This is a genomic window from Herbaspirillum seropedicae, from assembly GCF_001040945.1.
Lineage (GTDB): Bacteria > Pseudomonadota > Gammaproteobacteria > Burkholderiales > Burkholderiaceae_D > Herbaspirillum > Herbaspirillum seropedicae.
The window spans coordinates 1160707-1178254 of record NZ_CP011930.1 but is presented as its reverse complement, the minus strand read 5'-3'; the positions used below and the strand labels follow the sequence as shown (position 1 = coordinate 1178254).

The 17548-nt window shown below is 64.4% G+C and carries 18 protein-coding genes; 2 read left to right on the top strand and 16 right to left on the bottom strand.

Translation table 11 applies throughout. The features are described 5' to 3' along the window. Positions 1–40: 40 nt before the first annotated feature. The 4 genes from ACP92_RS05300 to ACP92_RS05285 form a co-directional block, all read right to left on the bottom strand. The gene (locus tag ACP92_RS05300; RefSeq protein WP_013233094.1) at positions 41–1027 is read right to left on the bottom strand and encodes an ABC transporter permease; all 987 of its coding nucleotides are present in this window, start codon (positions 1025–1027) and stop codon (positions 41–43) included. Further along, positions 1017–2525, bottom strand: a complete 1509-nt coding sequence (locus tag ACP92_RS05295) for a sugar ABC transporter ATP-binding protein (protein WP_041310262.1) — start codon at positions 2523–2525, stop codon at positions 1017–1019. Before ACP92_RS05295 ends, ACP92_RS05300 begins: the two co-directional genes overlap by 11 nt. A gap of 66 nt (positions 2526–2591) precedes the next feature. Further along, positions 2592–3500, bottom strand: a complete 909-nt coding sequence (locus ACP92_RS05290) for an ABC transporter substrate-binding protein (RefSeq protein ID WP_013233092.1) — start codon at positions 3498–3500, stop codon at positions 2592–2594. A gap of 157 nt (positions 3501–3657) precedes the next feature. Continuing rightward, positions 3658–4542 (bottom strand): helix-turn-helix domain-containing protein, encoded by an 885-nt coding sequence (locus ACP92_RS05285; RefSeq protein WP_013233091.1) that lies wholly within the window; start codon positions 4540–4542, stop codon positions 3658–3660. Positions 4543–4830: 288 nt separating this feature from the next. On the opposite strand from ACP92_RS05285, the gene ACP92_RS05280 reads away from it, so the two are divergent. Continuing rightward, positions 4831–5547: an MgtC/SapB family protein gene (locus ACP92_RS05280; RefSeq protein ID WP_013233090.1), complete on the top strand. Its 717-nt coding sequence runs from the start codon at positions 4831–4833 to the stop codon at positions 5545–5547. Here ACP92_RS05280 and ACP92_RS05275 read toward each other — a convergent pair. The 6 genes from ACP92_RS05275 to ACP92_RS05250 are packed head-to-tail and all read right to left on the bottom strand — an operon-like array spanning position 5544 to position 10726. Beyond that, a complete protein-coding gene (locus tag ACP92_RS05275) occupies positions 5544–5960 on the bottom strand; it encodes a nuclear transport factor 2 family protein (RefSeq protein WP_041310260.1) in 417 nt (138 codons plus the stop codon). The two genes, ACP92_RS05280 and ACP92_RS05275, sit on opposite strands and share 4 nt — an antisense overlap. A 2-nt stretch (positions 5961–5962) precedes the next feature. Next, positions 5963–6814, bottom strand: coding sequence for an SDR family NAD(P)-dependent oxidoreductase (locus ACP92_RS05270; protein ID WP_013233088.1), 852 nt, complete (start codon positions 6812–6814; stop codon positions 5963–5965). Then, the gene (locus tag ACP92_RS05265) at positions 6811–7380 is read right to left on the bottom strand and encodes a DUF3833 domain-containing protein (RefSeq protein ID WP_013233087.1); all 570 of its coding nucleotides are present in this window, start codon (positions 7378–7380) and stop codon (positions 6811–6813) included. The genes ACP92_RS05270 and ACP92_RS05265 overlap by 4 nt, the downstream gene beginning before the upstream one ends. A 3-nt stretch (positions 7381–7383) precedes the next feature. Further along, the gene (locus tag ACP92_RS05260; protein ID WP_013233086.1) at positions 7384–8595 is read right to left on the bottom strand and encodes an SAM-dependent methyltransferase; all 1212 of its coding nucleotides are present in this window, start codon (positions 8593–8595) and stop codon (positions 7384–7386) included. Beyond that, on the bottom strand, positions 8592–9443 hold the full coding sequence (locus ACP92_RS05255; protein ID WP_013233085.1) for a DUF1365 domain-containing protein: 852 nt from the start codon (positions 9441–9443) through the stop codon (positions 8592–8594). Before ACP92_RS05255 ends, ACP92_RS05260 begins: the two co-directional genes overlap by 4 nt. Beyond that, on the bottom strand, positions 9440–10726 hold the full coding sequence (locus ACP92_RS05250; RefSeq protein WP_013233084.1) for an NAD(P)/FAD-dependent oxidoreductase: 1287 nt from the start codon (positions 10724–10726) through the stop codon (positions 9440–9442). Before ACP92_RS05250 ends, ACP92_RS05255 begins: the two co-directional genes overlap by 4 nt. 178 nt (positions 10727–10904) lie before the next feature. On the opposite strand from ACP92_RS05250, the gene ACP92_RS05245 reads away from it, so the two are divergent. Then, positions 10905–11525: a TetR/AcrR family transcriptional regulator gene (locus tag ACP92_RS05245; protein ID WP_013233083.1), complete on the top strand. Its 621-nt coding sequence runs from the start codon at positions 10905–10907 to the stop codon at positions 11523–11525. 18 nt (positions 11526–11543) lie between these two features. On the opposite strand, the gene ACP92_RS05240 is transcribed toward ACP92_RS05245, so the two are convergent. The 6 genes from ACP92_RS05240 to ACP92_RS05215 all read right to left on the bottom strand — a co-directional run bounded on the left by ACP92_RS05240 (position 11544) and on the right by ACP92_RS05215 (position 17510). Next, complete coding sequence (locus tag ACP92_RS05240; RefSeq protein ID WP_013233082.1) at positions 11544–12413, bottom strand: L-fucono-1,5-lactonase; 870 nt, start codon at positions 12411–12413, stop codon at positions 11544–11546. A 123-nt stretch (positions 12414–12536) separates the two neighbouring features. Continuing rightward, positions 12537–13427, bottom strand: coding sequence for an ABC transporter substrate-binding protein (locus ACP92_RS05235; protein ID WP_216666039.1), 891 nt, complete (start codon positions 13425–13427; stop codon positions 12537–12539). A gap of 134 nt (positions 13428–13561) precedes the next feature. After that, positions 13562–14605, bottom strand: a complete 1044-nt coding sequence (locus tag ACP92_RS05230; RefSeq protein WP_013233080.1) for an ABC transporter permease — start codon at positions 14603–14605, stop codon at positions 13562–13564. Between the two features lie 37 nt (positions 14606–14642). Further along, positions 14643–16205, bottom strand: a complete 1563-nt coding sequence (locus ACP92_RS05225; RefSeq protein ID WP_013233079.1) for a sugar ABC transporter ATP-binding protein — start codon at positions 16203–16205, stop codon at positions 14643–14645. A 158-nt stretch (positions 16206–16363) separates the two neighbouring features. Further along, positions 16364–16726, bottom strand: a complete 363-nt coding sequence (locus ACP92_RS05220) for an L-rhamnose mutarotase (RefSeq protein ID WP_013233078.1) — start codon at positions 16724–16726, stop codon at positions 16364–16366. A 7-nt stretch (positions 16727–16733) separates the two neighbouring features. Further along, positions 16734–17510 carry an SDR family oxidoreductase gene (locus ACP92_RS05215; RefSeq protein WP_013233077.1) on the bottom strand — a complete coding sequence of 259 codons (777 nt, stop codon included), beginning with the start codon at positions 17508–17510 and terminating at the stop codon, positions 16734–16736. Positions 17511–17548: the final 38 nt, after the last annotated feature.

Genomic DNA, 17548 nt, shown 5'->3' with positions numbered 1-17548 from the left:
TGTGAATGAAATTGAGTATGAAAAAAAGGAATGGAAGTGCTCAGCGCCATTCCCGTGCGATATAGATCGCCAGCAGGATGATCACGCCGCGAATGATGTCTTGCAGGTAGGGATTGATGCCCATCAGGTTCAGGCCATTGTTGAGGATGCCCAGCAGCACCGCGCCGATGAGCGTGCCCACCACCAGCCCGCGCCCTCCGGCGATGGCGGTGCCGCCCAGCACCACGGCGGCAATCGCATCCAGTTCGAAGCCCACGCCCGCATTGGGCTGGCCCGACATGAGCCGGCCCGTCAGGATGATCGCGGCCAAGCCCGAGGTGAAGCCGGAAATGGCATACACCGCCAGCTTGATGCGCGTGGTCTTCACGCCCGACAGGCGCGCCGCCATCTCATTGCCGCCGATGGCGTAGACATGGCGGCCAAAGGCGGTCCGCTGCAGCAACAGCCAGGCCAGTGCATAGACGATCAGCATCAGGATCACCGGCACTGGCACCATGCCGATGCGACCCACGCCAAACCACGAGATCCAGCCCGGCAGACCCGAGATCGGATAGCCGCCCGAATAGATCAGCCCCACTCCGCGCGCCACGCCCATGGTGGCCAGCGTGACGATGATGGCTGGCATGCGCCCCCACGCCACCAGTGCGCCATTGAGCAGGCCGATGCAGGTGGCCAGTCCGACACCGCACAGCAACGCCAGCGGCGCGGGCAGGCCGCTGTTGACGATGAGTCCGGCCGAGATCGTGCCGGCCAGCGCCATGGCCGCGCCCACCGAGAGATCGATGCCGCCAGTGAGGATGACAAAGCTCATGCCCACGGCCAGGATGCCGACGATGGACACCTGGCGCAGCACATTGAACCAGTTGGAGAGGGTGAAGAAATTGTCCGAGGCCAGCCCCATGAGCAGCGACACCACCACCAGCCCGGCCAAGGGCAGCGCCAGCGGCGAATGGATCAGGCTGCGCCAGCGGGCGCTGGCGGCGGTGTGCAGCGAGGCTGCGGGCAGTGCGTTGGCGTCATGCGGCATGGCGGATTCTCCCGGTGGTGGCATGGGTCATGATCTCTTCGGCGTTGACGGCTTCGCCCTCGAGGGTGGCGACGATGCCGCCGCCCCGGAATACGCAGACGCGATCGGCCATGCCGACCACCTCCGGCAACTCGGAAGAAATCATGAGGATGGAATAGCCCTGCGCGGTGAACTCGCGCATGAGCTGGTAGATCTCGGACTTGGCGCCGACGTCGATGCCGCGGGTGGGCTCGTCGAAGATCAGCACCTTCATGGCGTGGTTGATCCAGCGTGCAATGACCACCTTCTGCTGGTTGCCGCCGGAGAGCGTATCGACCCGCACCTGCGCCCCCGGCGCCTTGACCCGCACGCGCTGCATGGCGGCCTCGGTGGCCTGCTGCTCGCGCCGCCGGTCCAGGAACAGGCCGCCCAGGCGATACTTGCCATAGTTGTTCAACGAGACGTTGTGCAGGATGGAAAAGCTGGTGATCAGGCCCTGCTCCTTGCGACTCTCGGGCAACAAGCCGATGCCCGCTTGCAGCGCCTGGGCCGGATCGGCAAAGCGCAACGGCACGCCATGCATGGAGAGCTTGCAGCTCAGCGCGGCATGCGCGCCCAGCATGGCCAGCACGGTCTCGGTGCGGCCCGAACCGACCAGTCCGGCAAAGCCGAGTATCTCGCCCCGCCGCAACTGGAATTGCGACACCGGCGCCTGGCGTCTGAGCTGCAGCGCATGCACTTCCAGCACCACCTCGCCCTCACCCTCACCCCCCTTGGCCGGCTTGGGCGGGAAGCAGTTCTCGATGCGTCGCCCCACCATCATCTCCACCAGCCGCGCCTGGTCCACTTCAGCGGTGGCGCAGGTAGCCACGTAGGCGCCATCGCGCAACACCGTGATGCGGTCGCAGATCTCGAAGATTTCTTCCAGGTGGTGCGAGATGAAAATGATCGCCACCCCCTGCGCGCGCAGGCTGCGCATGACCGCAAAGAGATGCTCCACCTCGGCCGGGGTCAGCGTGGCCGTGGGTTCGTCCAGCACCAGGATGCGGGCGTCCAGGGCCAGCGCCTTGGCGATCTCCACGAACTGCTGCTGCGCCACCGAGAGCTTGCACACGGGCACATCGAGCGGGATCGCCACGCCCAGCTGGCCGATGATCTCCTGCGCCCGCCGCCGCATGGCGGCGCGCTGCAGCCAACCCCAGCGGCTGCGCAGTTCGCGCGCCAGGAACATGTTGTCCACCGCGTCCAGATAGGGGATCAGCGAGAATTCCTGGAACACCACCCCCACCCCGCCCGCAATGGCGGCGCGGTAGCTGTCGAAACGGCAGGGCTGGCCGTCGATGCGGATCTCACCGGCGTCGGGCCGGACGATGCCGCACAGGATCTTCATCAGCGTCGACTTGCCCGCGCCGTTCTCGCCCAGCAGGGCATGCACTTCGCCGGCGCGCACCTCGAGGTCCACGCCGCGCAGTACCGTCACCGGGCCGAAGTTCTTCTTGATGCCAGTCAGTTGGAGCATGGCAGCCTCCATCAGGGAAATGAAAGGCGCGGCCCGCCATCGCCGGATAGCCGCCGCGCCTGCGTCTTACCAGCTGAAGCCAGCGGCGTTCTTCTTGGTCACCGGCATCACATCGATGGGCACTTCCTTGGGCACCACGCGCGCGCCCCACTTCTTGGCCAGCGCCATGGCCAGGCCCACGCGCACCTGGTCACGCGGGAACTGGGCCGTGGTCTCGACGAAGGGGCCGCCGTCGGCGATGGCCTTGACCGCCTCGGGCGCGCCATCCACCGAGGTCAGCTTGATATCCTTGCCGCTGCCCTGGATGGCCGCCAAGGCGCCCATCGCGCCACCGTCATTGACCGAGAAGATGCCCTTCAGATTGGGACGCGACTGGATCATGTTCTCCACCACGCCCAGCGCCACCGAGCGGTCCTGGCGGCCGTTCTGGGTGGCGACCAGCTTGATGTCCTTGTACTCGGCCAGGGCTTGCTTGCAGCCTTCCACGCGTTGCAGGATGGGCACCACCGGAATGCCGTCGAGGATGGCCACCTCGCCCTTGCCGCCGATGGCGTCGGCCAGCGCACGGCAGGACTGGTAGCCGGCGTCCTTGTTCTTGGAACCGACGAACATATCCACCGGACCAGAGGCATTGGCGTCGACCGCCACCACGATGACGTTGCGCGCCTTGGCCGCCTTCACCGCTGCTTCCACGCCGGCCGAGTCGGTCGGGTTGATCAGCAGGATGTCGATATTCTGTTGCAGCATGTCTTCGATGTCGGCGATCTGCTTGGCCACGTTATGGGCCGCATCGGTGGCGATCACCTTGGCGCCCAGCGACTTGGCGGCCTCGTCCAGGGCCTTCTTCATCGAGACGAAATAGGGATTGTTCATTTCCTGGAAGCTCATGCCTATCTTGAGCTTGCTCACCTCCTGCGCCATCGCCGGGGCGGCAGCCAGTGTGGTGAGGGCCAGTGCGATCAGTGCTTTCTTCATTGCAGTCTCCATTGTTGTTGGTGGTGGGTCGTTCGCGCTATGGCGGAATGGCTCGTTGGGGGCGACAGGCAACACCTGTCCTGTTCCGGAAAGCGGGGACTTTCCTGAATGCGTTTTTCCGTAAAGGAAAATGATTTATTTCTGGATGTGGCTGCAGCTATCCGGTAGCGGCAAACAAGCCATTGCTGGCAAAGGTATTGCGGAACTCCGAGGGCGACATGCCCTTGATCTTGTGGAAATGGCGGTTGAAATTGGACAGGTTGGAAAACCCCGTCTCGTAGCAGATATCGGTGATACGCGCCTGCGGCCGCGTCAACAGGGCCAGGCAGGCCAGGTCCACGCGCAGCTGGTTCTTGTAGCGCACCAGCGTGGTCCCGGTATGGCGCTTGAAGGCGCGCGAGAAGCTGCTCAGGTTCTGCCCCACCATATCGGCCAGGTCTTGTTCGCCGATATCGTCGGTGAGATGTTCGCGCAGGTAGGCGATGGCGCGATTGAGGCCGCTGCTGTTCACACCCGACAGGTCGAGCTTGTAGGACAGGCTGGCCAGCACTTCCGGCTCGGGGGCGTTGGCCAGCACATCCAGCAGTTCCCAGAACAGCGCCAGTCGCTTGAGTCCGCGCTGGTCGATCAGGCGCTGCATCAGCGGGCGCACCGTCTCGCTGGTCGCGGCATCGAAGAGCAGGCCGCGATGGCTGCGTTCCAGCAAGGGCATGATCGCTTCCATCTCGGCAATGCTGGCCGCGCACTGGTCCACCAGTTGCTCGGGAAACTGGATTACCAGCGAGCGCACCGGCACCATCTCATCGGCAGCGATGTCGGAAATCCAGTTCTGCGGCAGGTTGGGGCCGGTCATCACCAGTTGCCCGGGGGCGAAGTCGCCGATGTGATCGCCCACATAGAAGCGTCCCGAGGTCGCCACCACCAGGTGGATCTCGTATTCCGGATGGTAATGCCAGCGCACGGTACGAAAAGGGTAGCCGTGCATCCATGCCGCAAAGGATTCGCCCTTGCGGATATGGACCAGTTCCAGGTCGGGCTGCATCGTGTCTCCTCTCGATCGAGAGCATTTTTGTCGTGGAAAACTGCGCAATGAGGTTTTGCCGTTTCTCCCGTTTGCAGCATCTTAGTGCGCCTCTGGCGGCGGTTTCTACATCACCAATGCAGGCCGGCTGATACTTTTTTGCGCGATCATGCGATGAGAATCGCCAGATGATGCCCAGCACCAACACCCCTGCCCGGCATCCGTGGATTTGTCATGTGCTTGTTGCATTGATGCGGCATCATCGCGCACCATTGCGCCATCCCATTGCAACAAGATCTGCCGGAACCCATGGAAATCCTCAACAACATCAACCTCAATTCCCTGCTGGACACCTTCATCAGCCTGACCGCCGCCTTCATCCTGGGCGGCCTCATCGGTCTGGAACGCCAGTACCGGCAACGTACTGCCGGCCTGCGCACCAATGTGCTGGTGGCCCTGGGCGCAGCCGTCTTCGTGGACATGGCCAATCGCCTGGCCGGCCACGAGGGGGCGGTGCATGTGGTGGCCTATGTGGTGTCGGGGGTGGGTTTCCTGGGCGCGGGCGTGATCATGCGCGAAGAAGGCAATGTGCGCGGCATCAATACGGCGGCCACGCTGTGGGGCTCGGCGGCGGTGGGGGCGGCAGCTGGCGCGGACCTGATCCTGGAAGCGATCCTGGCCACCATCTTCGTGCTGGCCGCCAATACGCTGCTGCGCCCGGTGGTCAACACCATCAACCGCAAGCCGCTGGATGTGCCGTCGGTGGAAGTGACCAATACCCTGCACCTGATCGTGGAGAGCGCGCACCAGAAGCGCGTACTGGCGGCCGTGACCGACATGCTGGAACAGAGCCGCCATCCTACGCACGACCTGGAAGTGCGGCCCTTCACCGACGATGAAGTGGAGATCGAGGCCACGCTGGCCGCCACCTCCGTGGATGGCGATGAGCTCGACGCCCTGGTCGAGCGCCTGCTGGCCTTGCCGGCGGTGAAGCAGGCGTTCTGGAGTCCGAGTACGACTGACTAAGCCGCCCTGAACTTCCCTCGCAACCACTTCACCGGCCCGCCGATGAGCGGCAGCTTCTGCCACAGCTCTTCGGCGGCGTCCCAGTAATCACGGTGCTCGCTGACCAGGCCGGCTTCATCGAAGCGGAAATGCGTGGCCCCCAGCACGGTATAGAAACGTCCCTTGAGACGGAACTCGAAGCGCCAGGTGGCAAAACCCTGATCGCCCTGCCCCATCTGCTCCAGGATCACGAAACGCGGATCGTCCGTGGTCTCGAACATGTGCTCGAAGATGCGGCGGATCGAGCGTAGACCCTTGATGTCGTTGAAGGGGTCCTTGAAGATCGCCTCGGGTGCATAGAATTCGCCGATGCGTTCCAGGCTGCTGCGCTCCAGCGCGCCATACCACTGCAGCAAGCGGTCCAGGTGGCTCATCATCAGCTCAGCAGGAAGCGCTGGAACAGCATGAAGCGCAAGCGGAACGGCAATATCCGCAACAGCTTCAGCCAGGCCGTGAAGCGCAAGGGGAAATGGATCTCGAAGCGGCCTTCGCCGATGCCGCGCCAGATCGCGCTGGCGGCCTGCTGCGGGGTCTGCAGGGCGGGCATGGTGAAGTCGTTCTTGTCGGTCAGGTCGGTCTTGACGAAGCCGGGATTGACCAGATAGACATTGACGCCCTTGGGCCGCAGATCGCTATAGAGAATTTCCGCCAGGTTGATCAGCGCCGCCTTGCCCGGCCCATACACGGTTGCCCCCGGCAAGCCGACGTAACCGGCCACGCTGGCCACCAGGGCAATGCCGCCGCTGCCGCGCGCCAGCATATCCGGCAGCGCTGCGCCCAGCGCCGAATAGACGCTGGCCAGGTTGGTGCGGATGGTGTGCTCGGCCTCGTCTTCCTGCACTTCCCAGCTGCGTTCAGGACGATACCTGGCGGCGCAAAAGATCAGCAGGTCCACGCCGCCGAAGGCTTCGACGATGCGCGCGTGCTGGTCGCGCCAGGCATCGTGGCAGAGCACGTCCAGCGGCGCGATGAAGGCCTCCGGATGGGCGCCGGCCACTTCTTCCAGCACCTCCGCGCGGCGCGCCGACAGCGCCACGCGGGCGCCTGCCGCCAGCGCCTGGCGCGCCAGTTCGGCGCCGATGCCGCTGGAGGCGCCGATGAGCCAGATGCGCCGTCCGCGCAGGTCGGCCATGGGTTCATTCATGGGGCCGAACAGCACGGCCGTACGCGAGGGCGGGGTCTTGTCCTGCGGAGCTGCCTTGGGCAGCGGACGGGTGTGCGTGCTCATGCGCCCTCCTTGCGGAAGAACAGGGTGACCTGGCCGACTTCGATGCCGAACTTGCTCATGCTGGTGCGATTGATGAGGGTGCGCTCATCCATCTGGTACATCCAGTCATCCATCTGCATTTCATATTGCTTCTCGCCCACTGGCAGCAGCAGCGTGTAGTTCCAGTGCAGCGCATTGCCGGCGGTCTGGCCGATGGCCTCGCCGATGACGTCGCCGGCACGGCCGCGCCAGCTGTTGTCGGGCTGGCGCACCAGGGTCCAGACGCGGGTCTGGGTTTCGCCGTCGTCGTAGCGGAAGCGCTCGTCCAGCGTGAGCGTATTGCCCTCGACGCTGCCCGTCACCACCACATGGAAGCGCCGCGCCACTTCACCGCCGCGCTTCTGGAACATGCCCCAGGCTTCAGTGCGGCCTTTGAAGAAGACGGCCGGATCGAATACCGGTGTCTTGCCGGCATAGTCCGACAATTGCTGCGAGGCGCAGCCGCCCAGGACCAGCGCCAGCAGCGCCAGCCCCATCCAGTGCCACAGTTGCGCGGGCAGGCCCTGGCGCATCAGCTTGATCTGCATGACTCACTCCTTGTGCAAGAGGAACTGCACCACATCGGTCTGGCCTTCGTCGAAGCCGACTTCGCAGAACACGTAATACAGCTGCCAGAGACGACGGAAGCGCTCATCGAAACCTTGCGCGGCAATCGTCTCGCGCTGGGCCAGGAAGCTGTCATGCCAGCGGCGCAGGGTTTCGGCGTAGTCGCGGCCGAAGTGGAAGCGCTCGCGCGTGGCCAGCCCGGCGCGCTGGGCGCAGCGCGAGAAGCGCTCGTGGCTGGGCAGCATGCCGCCGGGGAAGATGAATTCGCGGATGAAGTCTGCACTGTCGCGGTAACGCTCGAAGACGGCCTCCTCGATGGTGATGGACTGGATCAGCGCCTGCCCGCCCGCTTTCAGGCGCGCGCAGACGGTATCGAAATAGGTCTGCCAGAAGCGCTCGCCCACGGCCTCGAACATCTCGATGGAGACGATGGCGTCGTACTGGCCATCGAGGTCGCGGTAGTCGCACAGTTCCAGGTGGGCCAGATGATCGAGCTGCTGGGTGCGCATGCGTTCTTGGGCATAGGCCAGTTGCGCCGGCGAGATCGTCACGCCATGCACGCGGATGCCCAGGCGCGCCGCATGCTCGGCAAAACCGCCCCAGCCGCAGCCGATCTCCAGCACGCGGTCACCGGCGCGCAGGCCCAGCTGGTCGACGATGCGCTGGTACTTGGCGGCCTGGGCCTGCTCCAGGCTCTGGCCGGGCGCGCTGAAGATGGCGCTGGAATAGCTCATGGTGGGGTCCAGCCACAAGCGGTAGAAATCATTGCCCAGATCGTAGTGCGCATGGATGTTGCGACGGCTGCCGCTGCGCGTGTTGGAACGCAGCAGGTGGCGCAGGCGATACCACCACGAGGCTAGCCATCCCCCTTCGACAGCACTGGAAAGCACCTGGCGATTGCGCATGGCCAGGCGCAAGAGCGCAGCCAGATCCGGCGTATCGACCCAGCCATGGCCGTAGGCCTCGCCGAAGCCGATGTCGCCGGCACGCAGGATGGCGCCACAGGCGCGCCAGTCGAGGATGCGCAGTTGCGCACTGGGCGGCTGGCGCAGATCGCCGAAGGTCAGCGTGGTGCCGTGCGGCGTGATCAGTTCGAGGTGGCCGTGGCTGAGGCGTTCCAGCATGGCCAGGAACAGGCGCGCCGAAATCGGTCCGGCACGCCGGCCAGTAGTCTGCAAAGCGGGGCTGCGGTTCACGATAGGGTTTCCTTTCCAGTTGTAGGTCCTGCGGCGGCTGCGCGTTCGGGCTTGCTGAACCAGGGCACGCGCTTGCGCCACAACAGCAAGGCCTGCCAGTGGATACGGGCGACCACGCCCAGCGTGAGCAGCGGCTGCGCGCAGAGCGCAGCGAAGGCTGAGGCCGCGGTCAGGGGCTGCAGATGACCGCCGATGGAGGTGCGCATCAGTGGTTGCAGGCCCTGGAGCACCTCGGCGGGCTGGCCGTGGTCGTAGTAATCGATGCCGACGAAGGCGGTGTGCTGGTCCGCCTGGCCGCGCCGCGGCTGGTCGCGGAAGCGGAAGCGATAGAAGCCGCGCACTTCGCAGAAGGGCGAGACATGCATCAGCTTGTCGCAGACCAGGCGCGTGTGCTCGTCGATGACGCCTTGGCCAGGGGCCGAGAGCAGGTAATGCTGGGTCTCGCCGAAAGTGTTGTTGACCTCGGCCAGCACGGCGCGCAAGCGGCCTTCGCGGTCATGGCAGAGGAAGAAACTGACCGGATTGAAGACAAAGCCGAACAGGCGCGGGAACGTCTGCAGCCAGATCGCGCCATCGTCGGGCAGGCCGGCCTGTTGCAGATGCCCGCGCACCCATTGCATCAGGTCGCTGCCATTGCGCGGGCCATAGTCACGCGTGCGCACGCACATCAGGCGGCGACGATCTACGCCAAACCAGGCATTGCCGGCCTCGGCCAGGCGCGCCAGATCCAGGCGCACGCAAAACACCGGATAGACGAACTTGTGCAGCACCGGGCGCAGGCGCTGGTGCATCACCTGCCCGCTCAACAGCAGCGCCGGCGCGGGGCGGGATGGCTGGACGTTGCTCATAGGGACGCCCAATCCGGCAGCACGCCGAAGTCCTTGATCACGCGCAGGGCCGACTTGAGGCCGTCTTCGTGGAAGCCATAGCCGGTCCAGGCGCCGGCGAACCAGGCGCGATGGCGTCCCTGGAGGTGCGGCAGGCGGCGCTGGGCGTCGATGGCGGGCTGGTCGAAGACCGGATGTTCGTAGTCGAAGCGACCCATGACCGTGGCCGGATTGGGCGGCTGCGGCGGATTGAGCGTGAGCACCACATCGCTACGGCAAGGCAGGTCCTGCAGGCGGTTGAGCCAGTAGCTCACGCAGACGGCGCGGCTGCCATCGTCCTTGCGCGAACCGAGGTAGTTCCAGGCCGACCAGACCTTCTCCCGCTGCGGCATGAGCGAGATATCGCTGTGCAGCCACGCGGTATTGGCCTGGTAGCGTACGGCCGAGAGCACCTGGTGTTCCTCGATGGTGGCGTCCTGCAGCAAGGCCAGCGTCTGCGGTGCATGGGTGGCGAAGACCACCGCGTCGAACTGTTCTTCGCGCGGCGCGGGGCCGGCGCTACGCACCAGCACGCCCTGTTCGTTGCGCACCACGCTCTCCAGGCGGCTGCCCAGGCGCACGTCATCCAGGGTGGCGGCGATGCGCCGCACGTATTCGCGCGAGCCGTTGCGCACGGTGCGCCAGCGCGGACGGTTGTTCACCTGCAGCAAGCCATGGTTGATGCAGAAGCGCAGGAAGGTCGCCGCCGGGAAATCCAGGATGTCCGCAGGCGAACTGGACCAGATCGCCGCCGCCATGGGGATCAGGTAGGCGTCGCTGAAGAGCGCGCCATAGCCGCCTTCCCTGAGCAATTGCCGCAGGCTCACCGGACGGCCTTCGCAGGCCGCCAGGTTGGCGTGGGCGGCGCGGTTGAAGCGCAGGATGTCGCGCAGCATGCCCAGGAAGGCAGGTTGCAGCAGGCGCTTGCGCTGGGCGAAGACGGTATCGAGATTGGTGCCGGCCCATTCGAACTGGCCCTGGTCCATCGACACGCCGAAGGACATGTCGGTGTCGTAGGTCTCGACCTTGAGTTCCTTGAACAGGGCGATCAGGTTGGGATAGGTCCAGTCATTGAAGACCAGAAAACCCGTATCGACGGCAAAGGGCACGCCTTCCGGGGCGATGTCCACCGTATTGGCGTGGCCGCCCAGGGTCGGCGCGGCCTCGTAGAGCACCACCTGGTGCTGGCGCGCCAGCAGGTAGGCGCTGGCCAGACCGGAAATCCCGGCGCCGATGACGGCAATGCGTTGTCCTGTTGGAATCATGAAAGCTGTCCGCCTCTTCTCTCTGGATGCTGTGCCGCCACCGGCGACCCGGCTGATGAGTCCGGCGGCCCCGCCGGATGGCTTTTTTCAAGGTATTTGCGCCGCTCATCAGCAATTTAGGTGCTAAGATTACTACCAAAGAAAAATAAAATCTACTAATTAGTAACTAAAGCTACCAATGAGTATTTTCGGAAAACTGAGCTTCAAGGACCAGGCTTTCAAGCTGCGCGAGAACGCCATCCTCGACGCCGCCACTTCGGTGCTGGGCAGCAAGGGCTATGACCTGATGACCATGGACGATGTGGCAGGCGCCGTGGGCATCTCCAAACCCAGCCTGTACAAGCATTTCAAGTCCAAGGAAGAGCTGATCGGCGAGACCATGATCCGCTTGATCGATGGCGCCATCGATCAGCTGGCCCAGCTGGAGCACATTGCCGGGGCGCGCGACAAGCTCGAGGCGATGCTGGAATGGGCGCTGCGCGTGCGGCTGGAGGGCGGCCTGCCCTTCCTGCCCTCCACCAGCGCGCCGGTGCGGGACATGCTCATGCGCAACGTCAAGTATGTGATGCGGGTGTTGAAGCTCAACGGCCAGCTGGAGAAGCTGGTGAAGGAGGCGCAGAAGGCCGGCGAACTCGACGCCGCCCTGCCCAGCGATGTGGTGTTGTACAGCTACTACGCCCGGACCTGCGATCCGGCGGTGGATTACCTGCAGAAATTCAGCAAGATGGGCAACGAAGACATCATCAAGTACATGCTGCACGTGGCCTTCAAGGGCTTCGAGCAGGATGCGCCGCGCTGAACGCGGCGCCCCATCCTCTCAGGCCAGGCCGTAGCAGCGCGCTGCGGTCGCGCCCCACAACAGCTCTTGCTCGGCCGCCGACAAGCGGGTCGCGGCCCACTCCCTGACCACGCCGGCCACCTTGGCATAGGAAGCGGCCAGCAGGCACACCGGCCAGTCCGAACCGAACATGAGGCGCTGCGGACCGAAGGCTTCCAGCGCGGTATCCAGGCACAGGCTGATGTTGTCGAAATCCTTCTGGCGCAGACCGCGCTGCCAGTCGGCCTCGGTGACCAGGCCCGAGAGCTTGCAGGCCACATGCGGCAAGGCCGCCAGGGCGCGCAACTGGCGTTGCCATCCCTCGAAAGCGGTATCGCCCCGGCCGAACTCGGTCAGGGCCGGCTTGCCCAGGTGATCCAGCACCAGCCAGTGACGGTCGTGGCGGGCGCAGAAGGCCTGCACCTCGGCCATCTGGCGCGCATAGACCAGCACGTCGTACACCATCCCCTGCCGCTGCAGCCAGGCCACGCCGGCATTGAAGGCTGGCGCATCGACGCAGCCGCCGACGTCGGCCTCATCCTGCAACTGGTGACGGAAACCCACCAGCTTGTCGCGCCCCCAGCGCTCCACATTGGCCGCCAGATGCGGCGAGGCCAGGTCTTCCCAGCCCACCACGCCGGCAATGCGGCGGTTCCCCCGCGCCAGTTCCAGCAGGAAGCCGGTCTCCTCACGGCCCGCGCGGGCCTGCACGGCGATGGACTGGCCCAGCCCTTCGGCGTCCAGGAGCGGCTGCAACTGGCCGGGAGTGCGGTCGCAGGCCAGCAGCTCCATGCCCGCGCCTATCCAGGGATAGGCCTGTGGCTGATAGAACCAGAAATGCTGGTGGGCGTCGATGCGGGGCGGCTTCATGATGGACGGTTCCGGGAGCTGTGGGAGAAATTGTTAGTCCTGCACTGCTGAAAACTAACTGTTACGGGTTCAAAAAATAAGGCGTCGCCGCTGGCGACGCCCGGACAGATCAGCGCTGCGCGATCAGTCGTACAGCACGGCGGCGATCTTGGCGTCGTCGATATTGCTCTTGTCATACCAGTAGAAGCCGGTATCGATGACCTTGGGCAGCTTCTCGCCCTTGATCGCCTTCACGGCCGCTTCCACGGTCTTGTAGCCAATGCCGACCGGGTTCTGGGTGATGGCGCCGGCCATGATGCCTTCGCGGATAGCATCCTTCTGCTGCTTGCCCGAGTCATAGCCGATGATGATGATCTTGCGCTTCATTTCCTTGACGCCATTGACCACGCCGATGGCCGAGCCTTCGTTGGTGCCGAAGATGCCCTTGATCTTGGGATAGGCCTGCAGGATGGACTTGGTCACCTCGGTGGACTTCAACTGGTCGCCTGCGCCGTACTGCACGCTGACCACCTTGATCTTGGGATAGGCGGACTTGATGCGTTCCAGGAAGCCATCACGGCGGTCCACGCCGGTGCGGCTGGTCTGGTCGTGCGCGACCACGGCGACTTCGCCTTCCTTGCCGACCAGCTCGGCCATCTTGTCGGCGGCCAGGGCGGCGGCGGCGCGGTTGTCAGTGGTGGCGGTGGTGACCGGGATGTCGCTATCCACGCCCGAGTCAAAGGCCACCACCGGGATCTTGGCGGCCTGGGCTTTCTTCAACAGCGGGATGGCGGCCTTGCTGTCGAGCGCGGCAAAGCCGATGGCCTGCGGCTTCTTGGCCAGGGCGGCGGAGAGCATGTCGATCTGCTTGTCCACCATGGCTTCGGTCTCGGGGCCTTCGAAGGTGACCTTGACCTTGTAGTCCTTGCCAGCCTGGTCGGCCCCGGCCTTCACGGCTTGCCAGAACTGGTGCTGGAAGCCCTTGGAGATCAGCGGAATATAGGCTTCCTGCGCTTGCGCAGCCGAGGCGCCCATCGCGAAAGCCAGGCCCAGGGCAGCGCCCAGTAACTTGTTCTTGAACACGGTAAGTCTCCTTTTGTTATCGATGATGGAGTGCCGGCCCTTGGCGATGCCGGCGGGGTTGGAATGCCTTTGTTGCTACCACAGGTTCATGCACGACGACGGCGGCGCAGGATGTCCAGATACACCGCCAGGATGATGATCACGCCGGTCACCACGGTCTGCCATTCCTGCGCCACCGACATGATGCGCAGGCCATTGACCAGCACACTCATGATGAAGGCGCCGATGATGGTGCCCAGGATGGTGCCGGTGCCGCCGGAGAGCGAGGTGCCGCCGATGACCACGGCAGCGATCGCATCGAGCTCATAGCCCTGGCCCAGCGCCGGTTGCGCCGAGTTCAGGCGCGAGGCGATGATCAGGCCGGCAATGCCGCAGATGGCGCCGGAGAAGGTATAGACGGCGACCTTCCAGAAATCCACCTTCACGCCCGACAGGCGCAGCGCCTCTTCATTGCTGCCCAGGGCAAAGGTATAGCGGCCGAACACGGTCTTGTTGAGGATGATGGACGCGCCGATGGCCACCAGGAACAGGATCAGCACCGCATTGGGAATGGGCAGCGAGGGAATGAGGTCGCCGATCAGCGAATCCTGGGCGATGGCCGAGAAGCCTTCGGTATCGTTGAAGTAGATCGGACGGGTGCCGGAGATCACCAGCGACAGGCCCTTCAACAGCATCATCATGCCCAGCGTGGCGATGAAGGGCGGCACCTTCAGCTTGGCGATCACCATGCCGGAAATCCAGCCCGAGAGCGCGCCGAAGAAGATGGCGGCGGCGATGCCCAGCGGCAGCGGCATGCCCCAGTTAGTCAGCACCACGCCGGCCATGACGGCGCAGAAGGTCATCATGGTGCCCACCGACAAGTCGATGCCGGAGGTGATGATGACGTAGGTGCAGGCAATGGCCAGCACGCCGTTCACAGCGGTCGATTGCAGGATGCTGACCAGGTTGTCCACCTCCATGAAGTTGGGCGAGGCGAAGCTGAAGAACAGGATCATCAGCAAGAGACTGGCAAAGGCCAGCAGCTTCTGGCGCGCGGCCGGGTTGAACAGGCGGGCGCGCAGGCCCTGGGCGGAAGCGGTATTGGCCATGGTGGTGGATGCGGAAGTGGCGGAGTGGATGTTGTTTGCCATGATCGTCTCGGGTCTAGTATGGGGGGCGTGGGCGGCCTCAGCTGGCCACGGCCGATTCGCGCTGGGTGGCCAGTTGCATGATCTTTTCCTGGGTGGCGTCGGCGCGCGCCAGTTCTCCGGTGATGCGCCCTTCGCACATCACCAGCACGCGATGGCTCATGCGCAGGACCTCGGGCAGTTCCGAAGAGATCATGACGATGGCCTTGCCCTGTTCGGCCAGGGCGTCGAGCAACTTGTAGATTTCGCTCTTGGCGCCGACGTCGATGCCGCGTGTGGGCTCGTCGAAGAAGAGGATGTCGCAATCGCGCAGCAGCCACTTGGCAATCACGATCTTCTGCTGGTTGCCGCCTGACAACAGGCGCGCCTGCTGTTCCACCGATGGCGTCTTGATGGCCAGCTGGCGTACGTACATCTGTGCGGCCTCGCGGATGGCGCGCTGGTCCATGAAGCCGACCCGGGTGAAGCGGCCCATGCTGGAGAGGGCGATATTGGCCTGCACATCCATGCCCACGGCCAGGCCGAAATGCTTGCGGTCTTCTGACAGGTAGCCGATGCCATGGGCCACCGCGTCAGCGGGCGACTTGATGACGGCCTTGCCGCCGTGGATGATGATCTCGCCCGCCTCCAGCGGATCGGCGCCGAAGATGGCGCGCGCCACTTCGGTGCGGCCCGCGCCCATCAGGCCGGCAAAGCCAAGGATCTCGCCCTTGCGCAGCGTAAAGCTCACATCGCGGATGGCGCGGCCGCGATTCAAGCCGCGCACTTCCAGCACCACGTCATTGCGGGACGTGTCGGGCGGGATGCGTTGCTCGCCATCGAGGGCGCGACCGACCATCATGGAGATGATGGTGTCCATGGAGGTCTCCTGCATGGGAACGGTGGCGATGTACTTGCCGTCGCGCATGACGCTGACGCGATCGGCGATCTGGCGCAGCTCGTCCATCTTGTGCGAGATGTAGACGATGCCCACGCCCTGCGCCTGCAGGTCGCGGATGATGCGGAACAGCTCGGCGATCTCGGCGTTGTTGAGCGCCGCGGTCGGCTCATCCATGATCAGCACGCGCGAGTCGAAGGACAGCGCCTTGGCGATTTCCACCATCTGCTGGCGCGCCACGGTGAGCTCGCCCACCGGGGTGGAGGGGTCCATGTCCAGCCGCATGCGGGCGAAGATGGCCGCGGCCTGGCGATTGAGTTCGTCCTCGTCGATGAACAGGCCCATGGCCTTGCGCGGCTCGCGGCCGATGAAGATGTTCTGGGCCGCCGAGAGGTGGTTCATCAGGTTCAGTTCCTGATGGATGATGCCGATGCCCAGCGCCTGCGCCTGGCGCGGCTCGGTGATCTCCACCGGCTTGCCGTCGAGCAGGATGTCGCCACTGTCGCGCTGGTAGACCCCGGAGAGGATCTTCATCAGCGTGGACTTGCCGGCGCCATTCTCGCCCATGAGGGCGTGGACCTCGCCGGCGGCCAGTTCGAACTGGCAGTTGTCCAGCGCCAGCACGCCAGGAAAACGCTTGCACACATTGCGCAGCGCGATGACCGGAACGGAGGACGAGGAACTCGCCGCCACGCCGGTGGTGCTTGTCTCTTTATCTTCTTGCATGCTCACCTCGGATGCATTGCGGGCCACGATGGACCATTCTTGACGCGGCTCTGCGGCCGCTGTGCCGGTGGACCGGCCTTGCTTTCATCAGTGGACGCTGTCTCGCGGACTAACTAACAGTGTCATCACTGAAGACTAACAGAAACGACCGGGAAAACTTAGTCTTCCTGATCTTCTTCACCTGCTTGCCCGGCCAGATCGAAGATGCGCGTCATGGGTATCCACTTCTGCCCCGTCGGCGTCCATGGCGTGGGGGCCTGGAAGCGCCACATCAGTTCTTCCCATTCGCGGACCTTGGGATCGTCCGCCGTCGCCGCCGCCATGGCGGCGGCATCGAAGACGGCGTCGTCGGTCTCCATGATCATCATCATGCGCGTGCCCAAACGATAGATTTCCATCGCGGTCACGCCATGTTGCCGCAGATGCCGGGCGATCTCCGGCCAGATGCGTCGATGATGCGCCTCGTACTGGGCGATCAGCTCGGCGTCATCCTTGAGGTCCAGGGCCAGTACGCTGCGCATGGCTGCCTCAGGTCAGGGCGCGGTCGAGATGGGTATAGCCCCCATCGACGAAGATCCACTGCCCGGTGGTATGCGAAGACCGCTCCGAGAGCAGGAACACGGCCATGTCCGCCATTTCCTCGGAAGTGGTAAAGCGCTTGCCCAGGGGAATCTTGCTGGTGATGGCGTCGAGCTTTTCCTGGGGATGGTCGAAGGTGGCGATCCACTTTTCGTACAACGGGGTCATCACTTCAGCCGGGATCAGGGCGTTGACGCGCACGCCATCATCGCGCAGGGCGGCGGCCCATTCACGGGTCAGTGAGAGCTGCGCGCCCTTGGAAGCGCAATAGCCGCTGGTATTGCCCTGGCCGGTGACGGCGGTCTTGGAGGAGACATTGATGATGGCGCCGCGCGTGGCCTTCAAATGCGGCACGCAGTAATGGGCCATGACGTAGTAGTGGATCAGGTTGCGTTCCAGCGAGGCGACGAACTCGTCGCGGCCGGCCTCCAACCCCACGCTGTCATTGACGCCGGCATTGTTGACCAGGCCATCGAGGCGACCGAAGCGCTCTATGGTCCCGGCCACGGCCTCGCGGCAGCGCGCATCGTCCTGCAGCTCGAGCTGGAACAGGGCCGCACGCGGCTGCACGGCGGTGAGTCGTTCCCAGAACTGCGACTCGGGCGCGCTGCGCGCAAACACCACCGGAATGGCGCCTTCCGCAGCCAGTTGCAGGCTGATCGCAGCGCCGATGCCGGAGGCGCCGCCGGTGACGATGACCACCTTGTCTTGCAGGTTCAGATCCAATTCAGTCTCCGTATTCTTTTATATCGTTTTGTATTCTT

What these genes read in the sequence shown, in the direction of transcription:
- ACP92_RS05295 (WP_041310262.1), bottom strand. Translation starts at nt 2,525, where the DNA reads ATGCTCCAACTGACTGGCATCAAGAAGAACTTCGGCCCGGTGACGGTA.
- ACP92_RS05245 (WP_013233083.1), top strand. Translation starts at nt 10,905, where the DNA reads ATGAGTATTTTCGGAAAACTGAGCTTCAAGGACCAGGCTTTCAAGCTG.
- ACP92_RS05230 (WP_013233080.1), bottom strand. Translation starts at nt 14,605, where the DNA reads ATGGCAAACAACATCCACTCCGCCACTTCCGCATCCACCACCATGGCC.
- ACP92_RS05250 (WP_013233084.1), bottom strand. Translation starts at nt 10,726, where the DNA reads ATGATTCCAACAGGACAACGCATTGCCGTCATCGGCGCCGGGATTTCC.
- ACP92_RS05265 (WP_013233087.1), bottom strand. Translation starts at nt 7,380, where the DNA reads ATGCAGATCAAGCTGATGCGCCAGGGCCTGCCCGCGCAACTGTGGCAC.
- ACP92_RS05290 (WP_013233092.1), bottom strand. Translation starts at nt 3,500, where the DNA reads ATGAAGAAAGCACTGATCGCACTGGCCCTCACCACACTGGCTGCCGCC.
- ACP92_RS05275 (WP_041310260.1), bottom strand. Translation starts at nt 5,960, where the DNA reads ATGAGCCACCTGGACCGCTTGCTGCAGTGGTATGGCGCGCTGGAGCGC.
- ACP92_RS05235 (WP_216666039.1), bottom strand. Translation starts at nt 13,427, where the DNA reads ATGGGCGCCTCGGCTGCGCAAGCGCAGGAAGCCTATATTCCGCTGATC.
- ACP92_RS05280 (WP_013233090.1), top strand. Translation starts at nt 4,831, where the DNA reads ATGGAAATCCTCAACAACATCAACCTCAATTCCCTGCTGGACACCTTC.
- ACP92_RS05220 (WP_013233078.1), bottom strand. Translation starts at nt 16,726, where the DNA reads ATGCGCAGCGTACTGGCCCTGGACCTCAAGGATGACGCCGAGCTGATC.
- ACP92_RS05300 (WP_013233094.1), bottom strand. Translation starts at nt 1,027, where the DNA reads ATGCCGCATGACGCCAACGCACTGCCCGCAGCCTCGCTGCACACCGCC.
- ACP92_RS05225 (WP_013233079.1), bottom strand. Translation starts at nt 16,205, where the DNA reads ATGCAAGAAGATAAAGAGACAAGCACCACCGGCGTGGCGGCGAGTTCC.
- ACP92_RS05285 (WP_013233091.1), bottom strand. Translation starts at nt 4,542, where the DNA reads ATGCAGCCCGACCTGGAACTGGTCCATATCCGCAAGGGCGAATCCTTT.
- ACP92_RS05240 (WP_013233082.1), bottom strand. Translation starts at nt 12,413, where the DNA reads ATGAAGCCGCCCCGCATCGACGCCCACCAGCATTTCTGGTTCTATCAG.
- ACP92_RS05255 (WP_013233085.1), bottom strand. Translation starts at nt 9,443, where the DNA reads ATGAGCAACGTCCAGCCATCCCGCCCCGCGCCGGCGCTGCTGTTGAGC.
- ACP92_RS05270 (WP_013233088.1), bottom strand. Translation starts at nt 6,814, where the DNA reads ATGAGCACGCACACCCGTCCGCTGCCCAAGGCAGCTCCGCAGGACAAG.